8 protein-coding genes are annotated in these 20,511 nt (G+C 54.6%); 7 read left to right on the top strand and 1 reads right to left on the bottom strand.

The genetic code is table 11. The features are described from left to right. The first annotated feature begins 195 nt into the window (after positions 1-195). The 7 genes from Poly59_RS03965 (at position 196) to Poly59_RS03935 (ending at position 19,715) form a co-directional block, all read left to right on the top strand. Positions 196-792: a sigma-70 family RNA polymerase sigma factor gene (locus tag Poly59_RS03965; protein WP_146532728.1), complete on the top strand. Its 597-nt coding sequence runs from the start codon at positions 196-198 to the stop codon at positions 790-792. Beyond that, the gene (locus tag Poly59_RS03960; RefSeq protein ID WP_146532727.1) at positions 789-2,126 is read left to right on the top strand and encodes a protein kinase family protein; all 1,338 of its coding nucleotides are present in this window, start codon (positions 789-791) and stop codon (positions 2,124-2,126) included. The genes Poly59_RS03965 and Poly59_RS03960 overlap by 4 nt, the downstream gene beginning before the upstream one ends. Before the next feature lie 34 nt (positions 2,127-2,160). After that, the gene (locus Poly59_RS03955) at positions 2,161-4,821 is read left to right on the top strand and encodes a serine/threonine protein kinase (RefSeq protein ID WP_146532726.1); all 2,661 of its coding nucleotides are present in this window, start codon (positions 2,161-2,163) and stop codon (positions 4,819-4,821) included. Positions 4,822-4,975: 154 nt separating this feature from the next. Beyond that, complete coding sequence (locus tag Poly59_RS03950; protein WP_146532725.1) at positions 4,976-5,593, top strand: ECF-type sigma factor; 618 nt, start codon at positions 4,976-4,978, stop codon at positions 5,591-5,593. After that, a complete protein-coding gene (locus tag Poly59_RS03945) occupies positions 5,590-8,541 on the top strand; it encodes a protein kinase domain-containing protein (protein WP_146532724.1) in 2,952 nt (983 codons plus the stop codon). Before Poly59_RS03950 ends, Poly59_RS03945 begins: the two co-directional genes overlap by 4 nt. A gap of 120 nt (positions 8,542-8,661) precedes the next feature. Then, positions 8,662-17,448 carry a dockerin type I domain-containing protein gene (locus Poly59_RS03940; RefSeq protein WP_146532723.1) on the top strand — a complete coding sequence of 2,929 codons (8,787 nt, stop codon included), beginning with the start codon at positions 8,662-8,664 and terminating at the stop codon, positions 17,446-17,448. Positions 17,449-18,236: 788 nt separating this feature from the next. Continuing rightward, a complete protein-coding gene (locus tag Poly59_RS03935; protein WP_146532722.1) occupies positions 18,237-19,715 on the top strand; it encodes a sulfatase family protein in 1,479 nt (492 codons plus the stop codon). Positions 19,716-19,987: 272 nt separating this feature from the next. On the opposite strand, the gene Poly59_RS03930 is transcribed toward Poly59_RS03935, so the two are convergent. Beyond that, complete coding sequence (locus Poly59_RS03930) at positions 19,988-20,335, bottom strand: ISAs1 family transposase (RefSeq protein ID WP_146532721.1); 348 nt, start codon at positions 20,333-20,335, stop codon at positions 19,988-19,990. Between the last annotated feature and the right edge of the window lie 176 nt (positions 20,336-20,511).

The following is a 20,511-nucleotide window of genomic DNA, read 5'->3' as shown; positions in this document are numbered from 1 at the left end:
TGGATGCCCGCGTCGGAGTTCCTGTGTAACGGCTTTCGTGCATGAGCAATCGCCGTTCTTAGCGGATCCGATGTGGCATAATGGGGGCGAATGGAATTTCACACTTCCTTCGTTCGTTTGGTGGTCCTGATATCGCTTTCTGTGTTGGAGGCGATCTCGAGGCTTCCGGCCTTCCTCCCCCCCCCCCGCGCACCCATGAACGACGCTGCAAATCCATCCCCGGCACCACAAGACAACGCCTCGGACGCGTTGTCGCTGCAGGGCGTCTGGCAGTCGTTCGGTGATCAACTTCGACGACGGGCCCGCACACGGTTGCGACAATACGGACTGACTGGCCAAGCCGAATCGATGGACATCTGCAACGATGTCATGGCTGACTTGATTCGAAGTCAAAATTCAAAACCTAGCGATGGACCGAGCCTAACGCACGAGGAAGTGTTGTCTTACATCATGCGTGCGATCGACAACCAGGTCATCGATACGTTCCGGATGTTGGCCCGACAATGCCGCGACTTTCGACGCAATGAAACGGTCCCACCGGAAGACATGGCAATTGCCTCGGCCGCCACCACCCCCAGTCAAATTGCGATCCGCCGCGAGGTGTTCGATCGGATTCGCGAAGTCTTGGACGACGCAGATGCTCCGGCTGTCGACCTGATGCTTGAAAACCGTGATTGGAGTGAAATCGGACAATCGCTGGGCATCAAACCCGATACCGCTCGAATGCGAATCCGCCGAGCACTCGACAAAGTACGCCGAGAAATGGGACTGCCCGATGGAGACGCTTCGTGACCCACGATTTCGACTGGGACGAACTGTCGATCAACGGAATGATCAAAGCGGTCGCTCAATTGCGAAATGCGAATCCCCATTTTGGCTTGGCACAACTGATCGGGAATCCGCGCATCGATGACAACCGATTGGTCGACCTCATTTGCATCGACTTGATGCATCGTCGACGAATCGGTCAAACGGTAACTGTCGAAGAATACGTCAACGATTTTCCGGTGCTGGCGTCCGAATCGAACCTGTTGGATGTGATCGACGCAGAGGTCTGTGTGGCAAAAGAGACAGGTCATTTGATTGCACCGGAGCCCTACATTGCGAGGTTTCCAAACCTTGCAAAACCGATTGCTGCACTATTCGCAATCAACGAGATTCCAGCCGACTTGTCCGCGGGTTCGGCATCCGGGGTTATACAGCAAGACGATTTTTCGGTCGACATGTTCGCCCCAGTTGCGGACAGCGTGCTGTCAAATCCTAGACTTCTGACCGATGCGATCCAGCCGCCCGATGATGTGATGTCGCTGCCCGCACCAAACTGGTTCGCCAGCGGCCGGTGTGTGGCAGGTGAACACGGCGTCGATGGACAACCAGCACATTGGTTGTTTCGTGGTCGTGACAAGACTCATGGAACTGCATTGGCATTGAAGGTCGTCGAACTACCTTCGCTATGGAGCGTTTCGCAAACGAGCCAGACTTTGGACATCTGCGAATCTGCATCGATGGTGACTCACCCTGCTTGGGTTCAGCCGCTCGTTGCGACGGTGCAAGATCGCTATCTCGCGGTCATCCGGCCATGGATTTTCGCTCGCACAAGCGATCTCTTTAACGCGGTTTCCGAACTTAGTCCTTCACCGATGACTCGAAACCCACTTCATGATTTGGCGACCGTTGCGTACAGCCTCGCGTCGGCGCATCGGACCGGAGCGACCCACGGATCGGTGCATGGGCAAAACCTGTTGATCGACCAGCAAGGCCAAGTCCGGTTAGTCGATGCGGCCACTGGGCGACGAACCGCCGCTAGGTGGTCCCACTGCGAAGAAGGAATTTCGACCTTTTCACAGCGAAGAGGCAACGACGTTGATGACTTATTGAAACTGATCGCGACTACAATGGTCGACGTTGAACCCGAAAGTTCGACCGAACTGGTGCGTTCGATCCAGAAATCTATCGCGTCGGATCCAGACAATCCCTGCGCGACCGTGGGCGATACGCTGATGCGATGGGTCGATCGCCCGAGTTCCTACAGGACACCGTTGGAAAGACCTGACGTTGGGGCCTGGCGTCGACGAGCCAGACGTTGGTGGATTGGTCGAACGGGACCATCATCGGACCAGCGTTAGATCTTCGCCTTCTTTCATCCTTTTGCCTGACGTCATGCGTATCAAATGTCCCGAATGCGAGAGCGTCCTTTCATTCACGCTTCCCAAGACGGGCAGTTACCAACCCAAATGCAAACATTGCGGAAAAGCGTTTTGGCTAAAAGTATCGAGCGATGATCCGCCCAAAATTGGTTTTGGCCGTCTGAAGGCAAACTCACCCCAAAAACCAGAATCCACCAAGCCCGCGACAACAACCACTCCGGATCACACCCCAACCGACGTGAAACGAGCGAGTAATACCGCGGCAACGTTTGACGGGACCGACGCAACGGTCGATGCAGGATCGACGAAGGCTGGAACCGTCAGCCAAGGTTCAAGTCAAGACATCGTTGTCAAATCGGGAACCAGCGATTCATCAGTTTCCGAAATGCCAGCGAAACTGGGCGGCTACCGGATCGTGCGATTGCTCGGCCGCGGCGCTATGGGCGCGGTTTACGAAGCACAACAGGTGTCGCTGGACCGTCAAGTCGCACTAAAAACGATTCGCGATCGGCTGGCGGGCAACCCTGCTTCACTAGCCCGGTTCATTCGCGAAGCGTATGCCGCTGCTCAACTGACGCACCATAACGTCGTCCAGATTTATGACTTTGGCGAAGATGCCGGACGACATTACTTCAGCATGGAATGGGTTCGCGGCGGCCCACTTGATGCAGTTGTAAGGCAAAAGGGTTCACTGGATCCACGACTGGCCGCCGGCTATATCTTGCAGGCCGCAAGAGGACTGCAATTCGCACACCGTCACGGCATGGTCCACCGCGATATTAAACCTTCCAATTTGCTATTGAGCGATGATGGAGTGGTGAAAGTTGCCGATCTTGGATTGGTCAAAATCCCCGACCAAGCCGATATCGAATCGATCACTGCGTCCACATCCAGATCGGGTCCACTTGCCAGCGGCACCGAAGTCACCATGCAAGGTACGGCAGTTGGTACGCCCGCCTTCATGGCTCCTGAACAAACGATTGATGCGGCCAATGTCGATTCACGCGCCGACATTTATTCGCTCGGTTGCACGCTGTTCTACTTGCTGACCGGACGACCACCTTTCGACGGTCCGGTCGCAACCGAAGTGATGCAGCAACACGCTGAACAAGCTCCGCCCGACATCACCAAGATCAATTCTCGCATTCCAGAACCGCTGGCAAAAATCGTCAATCGATCAATCGCAAAACAGCCTGCCGATCGCTATCCATCCTTGGTCGAATGCATAGCCGATCTCGAGCAATTTCTAGGTCTCAGTACCGAGGGCGATTTCTCACCGTCGTCCGACCAAGCCGACCAGTGGGAACAGATCGCTGCAACGTATGGTCAAGCCGCCGCGCCACGTCGCTTGCAGGCACCGCTCTTTTATGCGGCCGCAGGCGGTGCCATTGTCCTAACATTACTTTCGTTCGGGCTAGGATTCGCATGGTGGATTATGGGCACAGTGATGTTCGCAGTCACCATCGTGACCGTGTTGACTCTCGACAGTCACCAAAGTGCGATCGTTGCGCGGATTCGATCGTGGACCGGAACTCTGTCGTTGATCGACTGGATTGCCGCAGGCATTGGCGGCGTTTTATTCCTGTTGATGATAGTCGTCGCCGGCTTGTGGACCGGTGGGTTGGCCGGCGCGATCATTGGCTTGGCTCTGGGCGCAGCGTATCACTTTGGATTGGTCGCCAGCACCGAAAAGCGTTGCAACGAACCGTTGCAGAATGCCCAACGATTTGTTCGAAATTTACGAATCGATGGAGCCGACGAAAACGGGCTACGTTCATTTGCCGCGAGGTATGCAGGCGGTCGTTGGCAAGACTTGTTCGAACGCTTGTTTGGATACGATTCACTGATCCAAATGCGACAGATTCTACGCCAAGACCCGTCCTTTACTGGCCCCACGGCCGGCTTTGGCATTCGAGATAGAGTCTGCGCTAACCTTGCCGCCCGCGCCAAAGCCAATCGACAACCAGACTTGCAAAAACGCTTGGCCAAGGTCGAACGCCTCGGATTGCAAAGCGAAGGAATGAGCGTTTCGGAAGCCGAACAGCGAAGTTGGGCACTGGCCGAAGCGATCATGAAGAGTGCACAAGTCGCACCGCTTCAAGCCGGCGCTGACGCAGTCAATGCTCGAGCGGCCACGGAAGCAAAACGCAACCAGATGAAGGCAATGCTTGCCGACGCGCGCAGCGGAAAATACAAGTCCAAGCGTGATAAGTTTGCACCGCTTCGATTTGCAATCGGTGGTCCCACACGGTTGATCATCGGCTGCGGACTTTTGGCTGTCTTCGCAGTCTGGGGAAACCACCAGGGTATGTTCGATTCGATCAAGGACATCGAAACGTTGAAAAAGATCGGGACGGGCAGCGCCAACTTCGACCAACTCGGATCCGCTGTTCGCGACGCTGCCGCGACAGCAAATCAAACGGTCGAAGGGTCCACCTTCATGGGCAGCAACATCAGCCCATGGTCGGTTGGCATTGCCGGATTGTTGATGGCGATGTCTGCTTTTGTCGCGGGGTGGCGAATGAGCCTACCGGCTTCGATTGCCACCATCGTGATTTTGATTGGCCCGGCACTAGGAATCCCCGCGATCAGCGAACTGATCCCCGCCTGGATTACTGCTGCAGGCATCGGCGTAATCATTTATATCCCAGGCATTCTCTTCGGCGAAAAATAGCCTCGAAATTGCGCGGACAACTGTACGCCAGAACATCACGCGATCACAGACTTGTTCCTATCAGTCCTGTCGCTGCCACGTCACAAGATTATCGGCATTGGTTTGGCATCCATAGTTACGATAGAGCGGGTCCCACTTCTCCGACAAAACCATCATGCCGCCCGCTTCAAATCCAACGAGCAACATTGAATCCGGTTTCCCAACCGAGCGCGGTTTGCTGCAGTTTTATCATGAGCTGCGCAGACTTGCGAAATCAATGCTTGCTCGAGAGTCGCCTGGACAGACGTTACAGGCGACAGCTCTGGTGCACGAAGCGTATCTTCGTTTAGGAGGGCCGGCAGGCGACGACGTCTCTTTGTCGATTGCCACACCAACTTGGGAAAACCGCGCCCACTTCTTAGCATCCGCTGCCGATGCGATGCGCCGAATACTGATCGACTCAGCCCGTAAGAAACAGTCGCTCAAACGAGGCGGCGATCGACGACGCCAGGACATTGATCTGGATCACTGGGTTTCGTCAGAGTCTCCGTCGGACTTTCTAGATCTCAACGCAGCGCTCGACAAACTTCAGCAGCAAAGTCCCGACAAGGCCATGGTCGTCAAGCTTCGGTACTTTGTCGGACTAACCATCGACGAAACGGCTGAAGTGTTGGAGTTATCGCCGCCGACCGTCAAACGCTATTGGGCTTACTGTCGCGTCTGGTTGCGACGGGAAATAGAATCACCCGATCATGGATGTGACACTGGTCCGACAGAGGATTTCGATTCATGACGCATTCACCGGACGAGGAAGAAGAACTGTTCTTCCAAGCGAGCCAGATTCCGGTCGCAGCCGATCGGATCAAGTACTTGGATGTTGCGTGCGGTGGCAATGAATCCTTGAAAGCGTCCGTGCTCGAATTGCTGCGAACCGAAGCAACGATCGACGATTTTATGGAGACGCCTGTATTCGATGTTGGCGTCATGGAACCTGCAAACGACCATAGTTTACCCAATCAAATTGGTCCCTACCAAATCGGCGAAACCATCGGTCGCGGTGGATTCGGTATCGTCGTCCGCGGCATGCAAACCGAGCCCTATGTTCGCGAAGTCGCCATCAAGATTTTGCGATCCGAACTGGGCGGGACTCAGGTAGTCACTCGGTTTCATAGCGAACGCCAAACACTCGCGAACCTTAGTCACACTGGCATCGCCGCGATGTACGATGCGGGCGAGACCGTTCAAGGGCGCCCCTACTTTGTCATGGAGTTGGTGGATGGAATTCCCATCGACCAGCACTTTCAATCTGTCACGATGACGGTTGAGCGATTTGTGGAACTGATTGTTTCGGTTTGCGAGGCCGTCGCACATGCCCATCTAAAAGGAATCGTGCATCGCGACATCAAACCATCCAATGTTCTGGTAACTCGCGGCACGCACCAATCCAACACTCCGTCCCAGCCAACAGTGAAGGTAATCGACTTTGGGATCGCCAAAATCATTGACGACAATATCCCCAACCTAGCCCAAACCCATCATGGCCAAATGCTCGGGACGCCAGGCTATATGAGCCCCGAGCAACTAACCCATCCAAAAGACATCGACACTCGCGCAGACGTGTATGGAATCGGTGCCTTGATGTTTCGCTTGGTCGCAGGTGTATCCCCAATCGAAGCGATGGGACAGCCGATTCACACAATCCATGACGCCTACCGTCTACTCCAGCAAGTTGACCCACCACGCCCGCGGTCCTGTGCCGATGAAAAACACGGTGCCGTGTTTCCAGTCGAAATTGATTGGATCATCGCTAAGGCGATGGAGCGAGATCGAGAACGTCGTTACGCATCCGTATTAGAAATCGCCTCCGACCTACAGAAACTGCTTCACGGTGCAGCAGTTCAGGCCGGGCCACCGTCGCGTTTGTATGTCGCGAGAAAATGGATTGCACGAAACTGGCTGCTTACCGCATCCACCCTCGCAATTCTGTTGGCGGTCTCGATCGGTGGAATCACCGCCGCAATCGGACTCAGCCAAGCAAAGCATGCATTAGCTGCCGAAGCCAATGCGTTGGAACGTGCCGTCACCCAGCGTGACAAAGCCCTCGCCGTCTCCGATTTGGTCGCTCGCATGATCGGAGCAACCGATATTGCAACCGGACACCCGGCCGACTATCCCCTTCGCCAATGGCTTTTCGATTTTCACGGTGAAATAGACGGAAAACTCGACGCCCAACCCGATGTCGAAGCCTCTGTCCGCCGCATTTTGGGCCGTTCGTTCTATTCATGTGGCGAAACTCGCCTTGCCTTCGAAAACCAATCACGTGCGTTGGCGTTATTCGAATCCCAAGACGAACCGAACTCTGTCAACATCGCGTCCATCAAAGTCGACTTGGCACTGACCAAATTTGCTCGCGCAGATTTTGCTGGCGCAATCGACGAGGCAAGCGACGCTTTAAAAGAACCGAGTCTCCCTATCAACGACCAAGTATGGGCGCACCACGTTCTTTCACGAGTCGCCTATGAGTATGGCGACTTTCAAAAGATGTACCATGAATCGAAAGTGGCTCATGAAACGGCCGTTCAATCGTCATCTGATTCGTTAGCGCTGATGATGCAACTTAATTTGTCGCAATCGTTAATGGGGGGCGGAAGGATCCGGCAGGCCAACGACCTATCGGCTGACGCGATGGAGCAGTTCTCACAAATGGACCAACCCTCCGCTACCGACATAGCATTCGCGAAAAGAGTTCGCGGCACGGTGCTTCGACGAATGGGGAATTACGACGAGGCAAAACAGTTGGTTCTTGAAGCCTTGGAAACAGATACCGAGGTCATTGGTCCAAGTGATCGGTTGGTATCCGACTATGTTCTGCTTAGCCAAATTGAACGCCGGAACGCCGGACGCGAAGCGTCAATCACATTCGCTCAGCAAGCCGTTGACATTGCCGACTCGCTGGATGCCAATCGAGGCACCGCCAGCGCGATGGCTTATGAAAACATGGCTCAACTTTTAGAGTCAGTCGATACCGGCCAAGCCATAACTGCGTGGACAAAGGCCATCGATTGCAAACGCGGCTTAGTTGGCAGTCGGCCAGAACTAGCTCGGTTCCTGTTGAGGTTGGGAAAACTACAATCTCGATCCGGACACTATTCCATGGCGATCGACACACTCGACGAAGCATTCACGATCGTGTTGAATTCTTCGGTTCGTGAAATTCTGCAAGATGCGCCAAAGCGAATGGATTCCGACCAGGTTGATACTACTTTGGTTAGCATCGGCTACGAACTCATTCGTGCACTGATCGTTACTGATAGTCTTGATCGGGCGTCGGTGGTACGAGAATCCATCATCGCAAGAACGCTAAGTATCCCTTCGCCTAATGCGAACTTGCTGTTGTCGATGGTCGAATCGGAATGGCAGTTGCAGCAAGACAACCACGAAGGTGCATCCGAGCATTTGTCGACTGCAATCCGGCTTTTGGCCGAATCCGCAGGTGGGCGTTCCAGCCACATGGAAGTCACTTTGCTTGGCGCTCGTATCGCCTTGAAACGAAGCGATTTTTCCGAGGTCGAGGCAAAGCTTGCATTGGCGAACAAGGTTGCCAGAAACCGGCACAGTACGATGCAGTCGTACAGGTGGTTGATCATAGATCACTATATCCACCTCTACGAGTTATCGGATCAGCCCGACAAACTGAGTCAGTGGACGGCCCAAAAATTGCGGGTAGAACTGGCTGATTGAGAATATTTCAAATTCGTTGATCTGATTTTCGCGTCGGTTACGCATAACCCTGTAGAGCCCGATACAGCGGCTCTCTCCTCGGATTTCGGGGATATTCCCGTCTCTGACTGGACCGCGGTCATGCGAAAACCAAGAAAACAAGCAGCAAGTTCCAAACGTCGTCATTTGTTCGAGCGACTGGAGGATCGGCGACTGTTGGCGGGCGATTTCCGCGCGGGTTCACTGAGTTCACAGGAATCGGACTTGCTGTTCAAAGGACTCGACAATGTCGCCCAATTCGCGGGCCTGGTCGCAGGTGATGGAGTGCTCAACCAACCAATCTCGATGCTGCAATCCGATGGTGCCAGCGTCAGCCTGGGCCAGATCGCGGACCCCCAAGTCGTGTTTGTCGAAAATGTCTTGACGCCGTTGCAGGCGAACTGGCAATCGTTGCAACCACGCGATCGTACATCGACAAAATTGATCGAACTACTGGAAACAACTCCCGGACTGACCGCGGATGGTGGCTTGGTTGGTGGCGGTCTCTTTGTGACTGGCGATGAGTGGTGTTTTGATCTGCGGTACGAAAAATCGTTTGGTTCCACGGTCTTAGTGAACAATCTTGGTGACGATGCGGAAGCGTTGGAAATCACCGTCTCATCACCCGCTGAAATCCTTGTAGCCGGCAGAGTTATTTATGACTTCACGTTTGGCATTGATCTGACCGCGGGTCTCAGTGACGAACAAGCGTTCTTTGTCCGTGATGCTTCGATCGCTGTTAATGCAGATGTCGATGACAACGACGCGTCCATTGATTTGCTGGTCGGATATCTCGGCAGTGACGATTCGTCGCTTGACATCGACCTGCAAAGCAAAGTTCTGATCGAGTTCGTCGATGTTGACCCAGACCCTCTAAACAACGTCACCCTGAGTGAACTCAACGGATACGGCGCCGCGGCCGCGAATGTGCGGACGATCGAGGATCAGTTTACTGCCAATATCACGGTCACCGCGACGTTGGGTGATTGGACTGCGGACGATGCAGTGTTCTTGACCTTTGCCGGAACAAGCTTCGATCGCGATTCAGTCACCTTGGAAACGCAGGGACTTGAGCAGCTTGCCCCGTTCCTGGCGACCGATGCGACCGAGAGTGTGACCGGTTTGTTTCAGTTCGCACAGTGGATATCTGACTTTCAAGCCTCCGGCGCACTCAGTGTCGAAGTGCCGTTGATGAGGAACGTGAACCTCAGTGATCTATTCGACTTTGGCAATCGGCTCAGTCAGCGAGCCGAGTCGCTTGTTGACGCTGAAACTCAGGAAGTCACGTTCGATTCAATCCAAGCGTTCGCGACGTTGTTCGGAGCAACCGCTACGTTCGACCCAGCGACTTCACAACTTTCGTTCCCCATCGCTCAAACCTTCGCTCCGACGACGCTCGAAAAGAAAATCCAGTTCGCTTCGCCCGATTCGCCTCTGTCCTTCCTAAAATCCGACAGTGTGGTGACCACCGACATCAACAGCTCGATCAGCTTTGACTGGGTGATCGATCTGTCCGATGCGGAAGCGATGGTGGCTCAGAAGTACGCCGTCAAAGACTTGCGAATCACCACCGACACTTCGGCGAACCCGACGACCTTAGCTGGCGATGGCGTGTTTGGAGCGTTCGGCTTCGACTTCGCTGAGGGAACATTTTCATCCACCAGCGGTTTCGTCGCCGACATCCTTGATCCCACGACCGGCAACGATCAGGTTTCGATCCTGAACTTGTATGCTGGGCTGGGTGACCACAACGCGTACTTCGACGATGGTTTGCGAGTTACTGGTCAGACCGACTTTGCGATCGGTGGTTTGTCAATTCAAGACGAACTGTTCACGTTACCCACAATCACAACGATGTCGGTGTCACAGTTCAGCAGCTCGTTGCCGAGAGATCCCAATGTCGTCACCGCAGGCAGCGACATGCTCGACAGACTGCGTGATTTGACGATGCAGGATGTCTACGACGCGATCGACGATGCTTTTGACGCGGTGATCGACATCGGTCTGCGTCCGGTCAAAGTGATCGAAACGGTTCCGGTAAAGATTGAGCAGATCATTGACACCGGTTTGCAGGCGGCTGGTCGCGAAGGCATCAGCGAAATCTACGCCAAGATCGACGAGCTAGCAGGTGAGGCCGCGAAGATTCAACTGTTGACGGACAACGCGATCGACGATGTCTGGGACGACTTCTCGGATGTTGCCGATGCAGCGATCGACTTGACGGTTGATGCCACCAACGGCGTCATAGACATCGCTGTAAGTATCGAGAACGCCGCCAAGGACGTTGCGATCGACCTGATCGTCGACACTGCAAAAGTCGCCGTCGACACGCTGCAATGGATTGCCGGTGGATCTCCCAGCAGTGCGATCATATCGAACACGATGAACATTGACCTCCGCTTGGTGCTTGACGAAGTCGCAACCACGGAAGCTCACATCAGTGATACCTCAGGTTTTCAGTTTGAGATCTTCATTGATGACGAAGCACCGGACGTCGAAGGGAGTCTGGGGGTACTTGGAATCACCTTGGAAGATGGCTCGATCGTAATTGCTGATAACGCGAACTCGCCAGACCCCGACTCGCCAGCTACGTTCCATGTCTGTCTGCAAGAAAGTCCGGATGCGAACGGCTACCTCATCGCAGAGGCTGACGACGCGGGCATCGAAGTGGTCAGCCAAGGCCAGTTGAAGGTGGACTACCAAGTTCGCCAAACAGCATCGACAACGCCTCAGCCGCAGCGGATGACATTCCGCGTTAGTGAACTGGACGATGAAACCGGCAGTATCCAAATCACGGACATGCCAGACTTCATCGGCATGATCGACGGCCTCGATCTGACCGATGAACTCGCGGGGCTTCCTTCGCCGCTTGTCGGTGGGCTCGGCAGCCTAGCTGACGCACTCGATATCGGCGTGTTCGGGCTCGACTTGCCGCTGATCGGCAACGCGTTGACTGGACCGGCGAACAAGGTTCGCGAACTGCAACAAAAGCTCAAGGTGGCCTTTGACGATTTGACCAGTTTCGATTTAAACGCCATGCAATGCGCGATCGCGGAAGCCTTAGGTGTCAATTGCAACCTGGCCGACACGGTTGTCCGATTTGTTACGGACGACGAAGACGACATCACGTTCAGAATTAAGGTCGAAGAGGTGATCGCTCAACAGACGATTAACTTGGATTCGAATTTAGGTTGGGATGCGCTCGGTGCAGATTTGAATACGGAGTTTGTCATCGAAGGCAACTACGAACTCGATCTGACCTTCGGAATCAATCGCAACGAAGTGTACCTGCGGACGGACAACGAAGTGATCAACGTTGGTATCGACGTCACGATGGAACGTCTGTCCAACGACCACAATTTCGAGGGTCGATTGGGAGTGCTTAACGTGGGCCTCGATTTGGTCGGCGTCGGTGGACCGGACGTTGACTTGGCCGACAAAGAAGTGAAGGTCGGACAAGCCGCCAAGATCTTTCGCGTTGATTTTGATGTCGATTTGATCGAACCAAGTGGCGACGATCGGTTGACGATGGGCGAAGCACTCGCGGCGTTTGGTTCACCAAACAACGTGATCAACTTTGACACCAGCATTCCCAATCAGGGCACACGTCTGACTGGCGGCACAGGAGCCAAGGCGGGCGACGTAGTGACCTTCGCACTCACCACCGAATCAAGCTTGCCGGGTACCCAGTGGATGCCGTCGGTCGTTGGGAAGTTCTCGATGGGCTGGCACTTCGATGGCAGCAACATCACCGGCCAAGCGCCCACCATCAAGTACGAAGATGTCGGCATCGATTTGAATGAGTTCTTCGGCGGCGTGGTCGGAAACTTCCTCGACCATTTTGGTTTTTTCCTGGATCCCGCCAAGCCCGTCGTCGACGCATTGACCGAGCCTATCAAAATCTTCCAAGACATGGTCGATGCGATCGATCCATCCGGTAGTGCGATGCTTGAACTTAGCATTTTGGATCTCGCCGACCTCTATGCAAGGAGTATCCCGGTCGACAATGGTTTTAAGGACCATCTGCAAAAGCTGATCACGTTCATTGACGCTCTGGATGTGTTGATCGATTTGCGAGAGTCCACCAATGGGCTCAATGGAGAAATTCTGTACGTTGGCGATGTCAGTTTGGTGAGAACCGCCGAGGGGGCCAGCCAAGAAATCTACGACATTGCCAACGAAGTAGCTGAAGCGAACGGCATCCTCGATTTCCTAGAAGTCAATTCGCTGTATGAAGCCGTAACGAAAGCGATTTCCGCGACAGATGAGAACGCGGCGAAAGCCGAATCCGAGGGTGTTCGTTTTCCGGTCTTGGAACATCCGACTTCCATCCTTGGTTGGCTGCTGGGTTTCAATCAAACCGAATTGATTACCTATGAAATGCCAAGTGTGGACGTGACGATTCCGCTGGCGCTGCTGATCCCGATTCCCGGTATCGAAGTGGGGCTCGTTGGTTCAATCAATGTCACGTCGGACTTTCGCGTCGGTGTCGATACGCTCGGACTCGCCGAATTCGCGAAGTCTGGTCGTGTCGCGGACATCGCCAAAGGTTTCTACATCAGCGACCGCGAGAACTCTGACGGAACTGGTGAAGACATTCCTCAGTTTACCGTCACGGGAACCGCCGCACTGCGGGGCGGAGTCGGACTGACGTTTGATCTTGGTGACGAGATTTCCGTTGGCGTGGGAACGGGCGTCAATGGCGGTCTGCGCGCAGACATCAATTTCGACTTCATTGACAATGACAACGACGGCAAAATTCGCGGCGATGACTTCTCGTCGCCTCAATCCTGCATGGTCATTTCCGGTGGCATCGAAGCGTTCGCCGAAGCCGATGTGAAGGTTGGCTTTGCGAAAAAGGTGTTCCCGATTGCCAGTGAACCATTGGTCGAACCGCTGAACCATGAAATTACTTGTGGCGGCAGCGTAATCGGTGCAAGCTTGCTGGCCCGAGTCACCAATGAAACCCTGTTCTTGCTTGCAGGCGATCTGGCTATCGAACGCTCTGTGATGCCCACTGCGACGAACGAAGCGTTCACAGTCAGGCAAGGCGCGACAGAGAATCTAGTCGTGGTCGAAGCCTTCGGGGTCACGCAGGTGATTGATACCGACATCACTCCGGTCACGTCGATCTACGTTGACGCGGGTGATGACTTCGATGTGATCACGATCGACGAAAGCGTGACCATTCCTGCGAGAATCATAGGTGGCTCGGGAACGAACCATTTGACCGGCGGTGGAGGTGATGACACGATCATTGGCGGCAACGAAAACGATGTTATTCACGGCGGTGGCGGAGCAGACACGATCACCACCGGCAATGGACTCAACTACGTTTACGGCGGTCCTGGTCGTGACACGATCACGGGTGGCGACGACATCGACGTGATCGAGGGCGAAGACGGAAACGACACGATCCACGGCGGCAAGGGCGATGACGTGATCCACGGCGGCAACGGGACAGACGTGCTGAGCGGCGAAGCGGGCTTCGACTATATCTCGGGTGGCAACGGCTTCGACACGATCAGCGGTGGAGCCGACGACGACGAACTGTTCGGCGACAACGGTGACGATACGATCGATGGCGACGACGGAGACGACTACATCGAAGGTGGCAATGGACTCGATACAATCCATGGTAATGACGGTATCGACACAATCTTTGGCGGCCCGGATGACGACACGATCAACGGCAACGCCGGTAACGACTTGCTCGACGGCGGAGACGGTGACGATACGATCAGCGGCGGTAGCGGACTGAACACGATCTGGGGACGCGCCGGCGATGACTCGCTAGCCGGCGGGTCAGAAAAGGACATTATTCGTGGCGGGACCGGAGATGACACCATCGTTGGTTACCTCGGTGACGACGAACTGTACGGGGAAGCCGACGACGACTCAATCTACGGTTACAGTCTGCTCGACTTCACTTTGACAGACGGTCAAACCGACAAGGATTTCATCGACGGCGGAGCCGGCAATGACAAGTTGTTTGGCGGAGCAGACGACGATCTGATGCTCGGTGGAAATGGCTTCGATGACATTCATGGCGGCGCGGGCGATGATGACCTCGATGGTGGCGAAGACGCCGATGAAATCTTCGGTGAGCTGGGCGACGACACAATCGACGGTGGCAATGGCAACGATACGATCCAAGGTAACGAAGGCGACGATCTGGTTCGTGGCGGAGATGGAGACGACACCATCGAGGGTAACGATGGTGACGACACGATCTACGGCGATGCCGACGACGACGTGATTCGTGGAGGTCTGGGCAATGATTTTGCAGATGGCGGTACGGGCCGAGATTCGATCTCGGGAAACGAAGGCAACGACGCTCTGTTCGGAAACAGTGGATTTGATCGTATCGAAGGCAACGACGGCGACGATGAAGTTTCCGGCAATCGCGGTGATGACCTGATTTATGGCGACAACGGCAAAGACTATGTTGAGGGAGGCGATGGCAACGATACGATCCGTGGCGGCAACGACAATGACGACCTCAACGGTGGACCTGGCGACGATTTGATTCTAGGGCACTATGGCGACGACACGATTCGAGGCGACGAAGGCAACGATGTACTGAAAGGGTACTTCGGCCGCGATACGATCGAAGGCGGCCCAGGCAACGACCGTATCGACGGCCAGCAAGATTCTGACACGCTACGCGGCGGCGATGGCGATGACATCATCGAAGGTGGCCCTGCCGACGATCGACTCGAAGGTGACGACGGCAACGATCAATTGCACGGCGACGATGGACGCGACGAACTATTCGGCGGAAACGATGACGATTACTTGTGGGCTGGCCAAGGCGTTGGCAACCTGCTCGACGGAGGCCCAGGCGACGACACAATTATCGGTTCCGACGAAGGCCGCGACGATCCCGATCCAAGCGACACCCGGTACTTCGGCGATGTAATCTTTGGCGGTCTCGGCAACGACAACATCAGTGGCTTGGGTGGATCCGATGTGATTGACGGCGGCGAAGGCAACGATACCATCAACGGAGGCAACCACGCGGATATCATCACCGGCGGCCCCGAGGACTTGAAAGACATCGACGATGACGATCAAGTGCTCGGTGGACTCGGCGACGACACGATCACCGGCGGCAGTGGTACTGATGATTTGCGAGGCGGCGAAGGCATTAACCTGATCGATGGAAACTTAGTCGCCTATAACCCGCTCGACCCGGATCCGGTTCCCTCGTTCGCAATGAATGTCGGAGACGAAGTGGCTGGCGATTGGGAACAGCTCTCCGGTTCTGCCACGATCACCGGCCCAGCAAAACTCGAAGGCGGCTTAACGCGAGTTGGCGGAATCGAACAAGCGATCTATACCGATGAAGACGGTGTCTACGTCGCATGGGTCGATTTCCGAAATGGCAATTCCGAAATCTACGTCGCTCGCCATCTGTACGGCACCGGAGTCTGGCAAGAGATTGGCGGTAGCGCATCGGGCGGAGGAATCAGCAACGATTCCGAACAGTCGCGTCGGCCGACGATCACGAAACTGGGCGACGACATCATGGTCGCATGGACCAAGATCGACGGCAACGACTTCCGCAACATTGAAACGGCCTTTGTCGCTGAGAGGACGTTCTATCGAAAGTCCACGGCAACACGTGCGGTCGGCGATCATGCCGAACTGATGCGTTACGGCGAGTTCAGTGTGTTGTTGGGTTGGATCAATACTCCTATCGATGAACCATCGCGAGTGCAGATCGACCAATACTCGCGAGTCGATTGTTTTGACGACTACATTTCCACCGTTACACCGTCGCTGCCCGCAGTACCGAGCACATTGATTGACCAAGAAGAATCGGTCATTCAGTTTGACTTAGCAATCATCGAAGACTACTTAGCGATCGGAGTGACGCTGGACCAGGGTGAAGAACGAGCAATCAAGATCTCCTTCGCTGATAAGCTTCGTGTCTTCAATCAAACAACCCTGTGTGGTGGCGGTCCGGCGATGCTCGTGCCATCGCCCCATTTCGGATTGATGACCGATGCAGGCTACTTTGACGAAGACGATAGCCACGACGTTTCGGTAGCCGTTCGCATCGACGATTCGCAAGGCACCGGACCGCTGGAACGAGAGGTTCGACTGGGTGTTCAAGGAATGTGGGCGCGTACCAGCGATCGCGAAGATCAAATCGAAGCCCATGTCTACACCGTCGGCGACTCGGCGGTACCGCTATGGCAAGAAATCTTGCAAAGCTCCACCGGCAACGCGACTAGCCTCAGCGACACGGTTGGCTACACGTCGCTGCCGACGATGGTGCAAGACGACGAATCCATCTATGCGGCATACTTCGATGACAGTGTTCACCAAGACGGCAGCAGTCTGGGACGAATCTATTACGTCACGGATCAGCTCGGTGACGTGATTTCAACTGTCGAAGAAGGAACACCGACCGGTGCGGGCATCAGCGAAACTGGTGGCGCGATCAAAGACCTAACGATCGGCAAAGACGAAGGCAATGTTGTCGTCGCCTGGACCGAACTTCGGTCCGGTCAACCGCAAATCTTCCTGCGAACCGACTTGCAAGACTACCACGTCGACCCGACTCCGTATCAGAACAAACGCAACCGTTTCGATGTCAACGACGACGGCGAAGTCACCGCTTTGGATGCCTTGCAAATCATCAACGAAATCAGTCGTCGCGGACTCGGAACGCTACCGAGAGGCCTGCGTCCGATACGATTCATCGATGCCAACGGAGACAACGAAGTCACCGCCCTCGACGCACTGCAAATCATCAATCGCCTCGGAGTTCGCTCGAGTGAATCCGAGCAACTGGCTCGACGTCTAGGACTTACCACCAACCTAGACAAAGACGACGAATCCTTCGTATACGATGCCGCGATCATCCAACTCTTCTAACCTCGTTCTGGCAGACTACTCGTTCTCGCTGCACAAGAGAGACCTTGCGAGCGCGCAAAGAGATTGGAGATAAGCTTTTCTCACCATGGATCTGATTGCACGCATTGGCAATTGCCGTGATCGCTCACGCGTATACGATCATCGTTTCTACAAATCAACGATTGAATGTTGCAACGCACGTCACAACGTCACTCGTCAAGAGTTTCGGCAAGTTAATCAAACACTCAACAAAAATGTGAACCGCGGGCCGTAAGGCACCGGAGATCGCGCGCCATCCCGTCCGCTCTACGAGGACATCCGGCTTTGTGAGCAACCAGGACCATTGACTGAATTTTACCCTCCCGCTGCGAGGGAGAATAAAGCTACGCAAGACGTTATCTCTGATCCTTTTCCCGTCTCCCACGCAATCGACAACACGAATTCATAGGGATCGTCGGGGCCAATCAGTTATTCAAATTGGAAAGTGAGGACTACGGAAATGCCCGAGTCTTCACGGCCAGCTGCTCACAAAGAAATTGCCCAGCCTAAAAACCTGATTTGTCCTGCGCAGCGGGGAAGGAGGCGACACAAACTTCGATGGAGTGGTTGTTCTAACCTGCCTCCTCGCATGCTACTCGCCGCTCGCGATGATCCTAGATGTCCGATCGATTCCTTGGCGACCTCGGAATGTTTGACACTAGTACACTAGCAGTTCGCTGCCCCGACTAGAATCGAAGCCTGCTTGGACGCAGCCTAATTCAAACGATCCGGACCAACAAACATCCCCTCCAATACGAGTGCGAACAGACATGCTCAAGGACTTGATTCAAAGGACGGCTATCTTCCGCGTTGCTGTGATCGCGGCTGTCCTCGTATTCGCAATCAAAGGGATTCCATCTCTGGCAGCTTCTCCAAACGCCAAGCCTAACTTCATTGTCGTGTTCTGTGACAATCTCGGCTACGGTGACATCGAACCCTTCGGATCAAAACTCCATCGCACACCTAGTTTGAATCGGATGGCGCGAGAGGGCCGCAAGTTCACGCACTTTTGTGTGTCCGCTGGTGTCTGCACTCCGTCTCGTTCCAGCATCATGACTGGTTGCTATTCACAGCGTGTCGGGATGCACTACAACGAACACGATGGCTTGGTGCTCCGACCGCTTTCGCCGTATGGATTGAACCCAGATGAAACAACCGTTGCAGAAGTCTTGAAAGAACAAGGGTATGCGACCGCGATCGTTGGCAAATGGCACCTTGGTGATCAGCCACGGTTCTTGCCCACGCGACAAGGTTTCGATTGGTTCTATGGTGTTCCCTACTCCGACGACATGACGCAACGAGTTTGGAAGAACGGCGACCGCTGGCCACCTCTCCCCTTGATGGAAAACGAGACGGTTATCGAAGCGCCGTGCAATCGGGATGGCTTAACGAAGCGCTATACCGAAAAGGCAATGGAATGGATCGCTGAACACAAGGACGCCCCGTTCTTTTTGTACTTTCCGCAGGCGATGCCGGGCAGCACGAAAACGCCGTTTTCGAGTCCTGAGTTCAAGGGAAAGAGCAAGAACGGTCCATGGGGCGATTCCATCGAAGAACTCGATTGGTCGATGGGCGTGATGCTGGACCAATTACAAGAACTAGGGATTGCCGAGAACACGTTCGTGATCTGGACGTCCGACAACGGGGCACCCCTCAGTCCCGACAAAAGTGACCTGAGTCGGGGATCGAATCTGCCACTGAACGGTCGCGGTTACACCACAGCCGAAGGCGCGTTTCGAGTACCAACGATCGTTTGGCAACCAGGAAAAGTTCCTGCCGGAACCGTTTGTGACGAACTAGCGACCACGATGGACTTGTTACCCACGTTCGCCAAGCTAGCTGGACGAGTTGCCCCCATGCCTCACCCAATCGACGGGCACGACATTTCATCGTTGTTGTTCGACGATGCGGACGCCAAAACGCCTTATGAAGCCTTTTACTACTACGATCAATCCCAGCTTCAGGCGGTGCGTAGCGGTCCGTGGAAACTGTTCCTACCAGTTGAGCAATTCAGCCGGCATCCACACTTCAATAAAAATCAACCACCAAGGGAAATGCTGTTCAACGTGGTAGATGACATTGCCTGCGAACATGACGTCGCCGACCAGCACCCAGAAATCGTTGGGAGACTGAGAGAGCTGGCCGAGCGTGGCCGCCGTGAACTCGGTGATACGGGTGTCAAGGGAACCGGGCAGCGGCCAATCGGCAAATTGCCAGAAGATGAGAAACCACGGCCCCAAGTGATGTAGACCAACGCTCTGAATGTGATCGAAAGCAATCGTGGTGCCCGTCATTGGATTGACGCGAAGACTGATCCACCAAGATCGCTGGCTGAACCGGAAATCGGAGAACGAAAAAGAGACAAGAACCGCTCCTAACCCGAATGACACCTAATCCGCGTAAGTCCTACTCCTGCCCTCGTTTATAGTCGCGTCTTGGCTTCTACATGAACTTGTACTTGTTCAACCTCCGTTTGAGGACGCGCAGTTAATAGCGGTCCCGTCGCGGGGAAATCGCACGTTCAAGTGCCGCTAAATCCGGCGCAAATGCCATCCAGGACGGCGTCATCCCATCCCGCTCGCATACGTTTGCCGCGAATGTTGTCTTTCACAGTAGTGTCGCGTTGCAAAACATCTAGTGCCATGCGTCGAATTGCGGCTGAAACTTCCGGCGATGTTCCACGGCGAATTCGGCTGGCATCTTCGGCAAAAGTTACATCCAAGACATAGTGCTCACTGTCTTCAATCTGCCAGTGGTCACGAATGAACTTGCTCAGGCGTTTCACTTTCGTTGGCAAGCTGCTGATGAAGAACATGCTTTCATCGTGCTCGGCGACATTACCTTCACCTTCGCGATGACGGTAAATCATGCCATCGTTTTGGCTCCCGCCCAATCGACGAAAATCTCATCATCGTCGATCGCAATGCAGAAGTACTCACGCCGTTCTTCGCGGCCCCGAGACTTCTCTACCGTCACTTGACGTCGCAGTCCCTACCAACCCAAGTTAGCCTCCTAAACGCCCACGGCTGGATAAATGGGAAGACG

The sequence above is a fragment of the Rubripirellula reticaptiva genome, assembly GCF_007860175.1.
Taxonomy (GTDB): Bacteria; Planctomycetota; Planctomycetia; order Pirellulales; family Pirellulaceae; genus Rubripirellula; species Rubripirellula reticaptiva.
Note: the sequence above shows the minus strand (reverse complement) of the source record. Positions and strands in the feature narration are given on the sequence as shown.

Coding starts and splice junctions, on each gene's coding strand:
- Poly59_RS03940 (WP_146532723.1), top strand. CDS start 8,662: ATGCGAAAACCAAGAAAACAAGCAGCAAGTTCCAAACGTCGTCATTTG.
- Poly59_RS03955 (WP_146532726.1), top strand. CDS start 2,161: ATGCGTATCAAATGTCCCGAATGCGAGAGCGTCCTTTCATTCACGCTT.
- Poly59_RS03965 (WP_146532728.1), top strand. CDS start 196: ATGAACGACGCTGCAAATCCATCCCCGGCACCACAAGACAACGCCTCG.
- Poly59_RS03930 (WP_146532721.1), bottom strand. CDS start 20,335: ATGATTTACCGTCATCGCGAAGGTGAAGGTAATGTCGCCGAGCACGAT.
- Poly59_RS03935 (WP_146532722.1), top strand. CDS start 18,237: ATGCTCAAGGACTTGATTCAAAGGACGGCTATCTTCCGCGTTGCTGTG.
- Poly59_RS03950 (WP_146532725.1), top strand. CDS start 4,976: ATGCCGCCCGCTTCAAATCCAACGAGCAACATTGAATCCGGTTTCCCA.
- Poly59_RS03945 (WP_146532724.1), top strand. CDS start 5,590: ATGACGCATTCACCGGACGAGGAAGAAGAACTGTTCTTCCAAGCGAGC.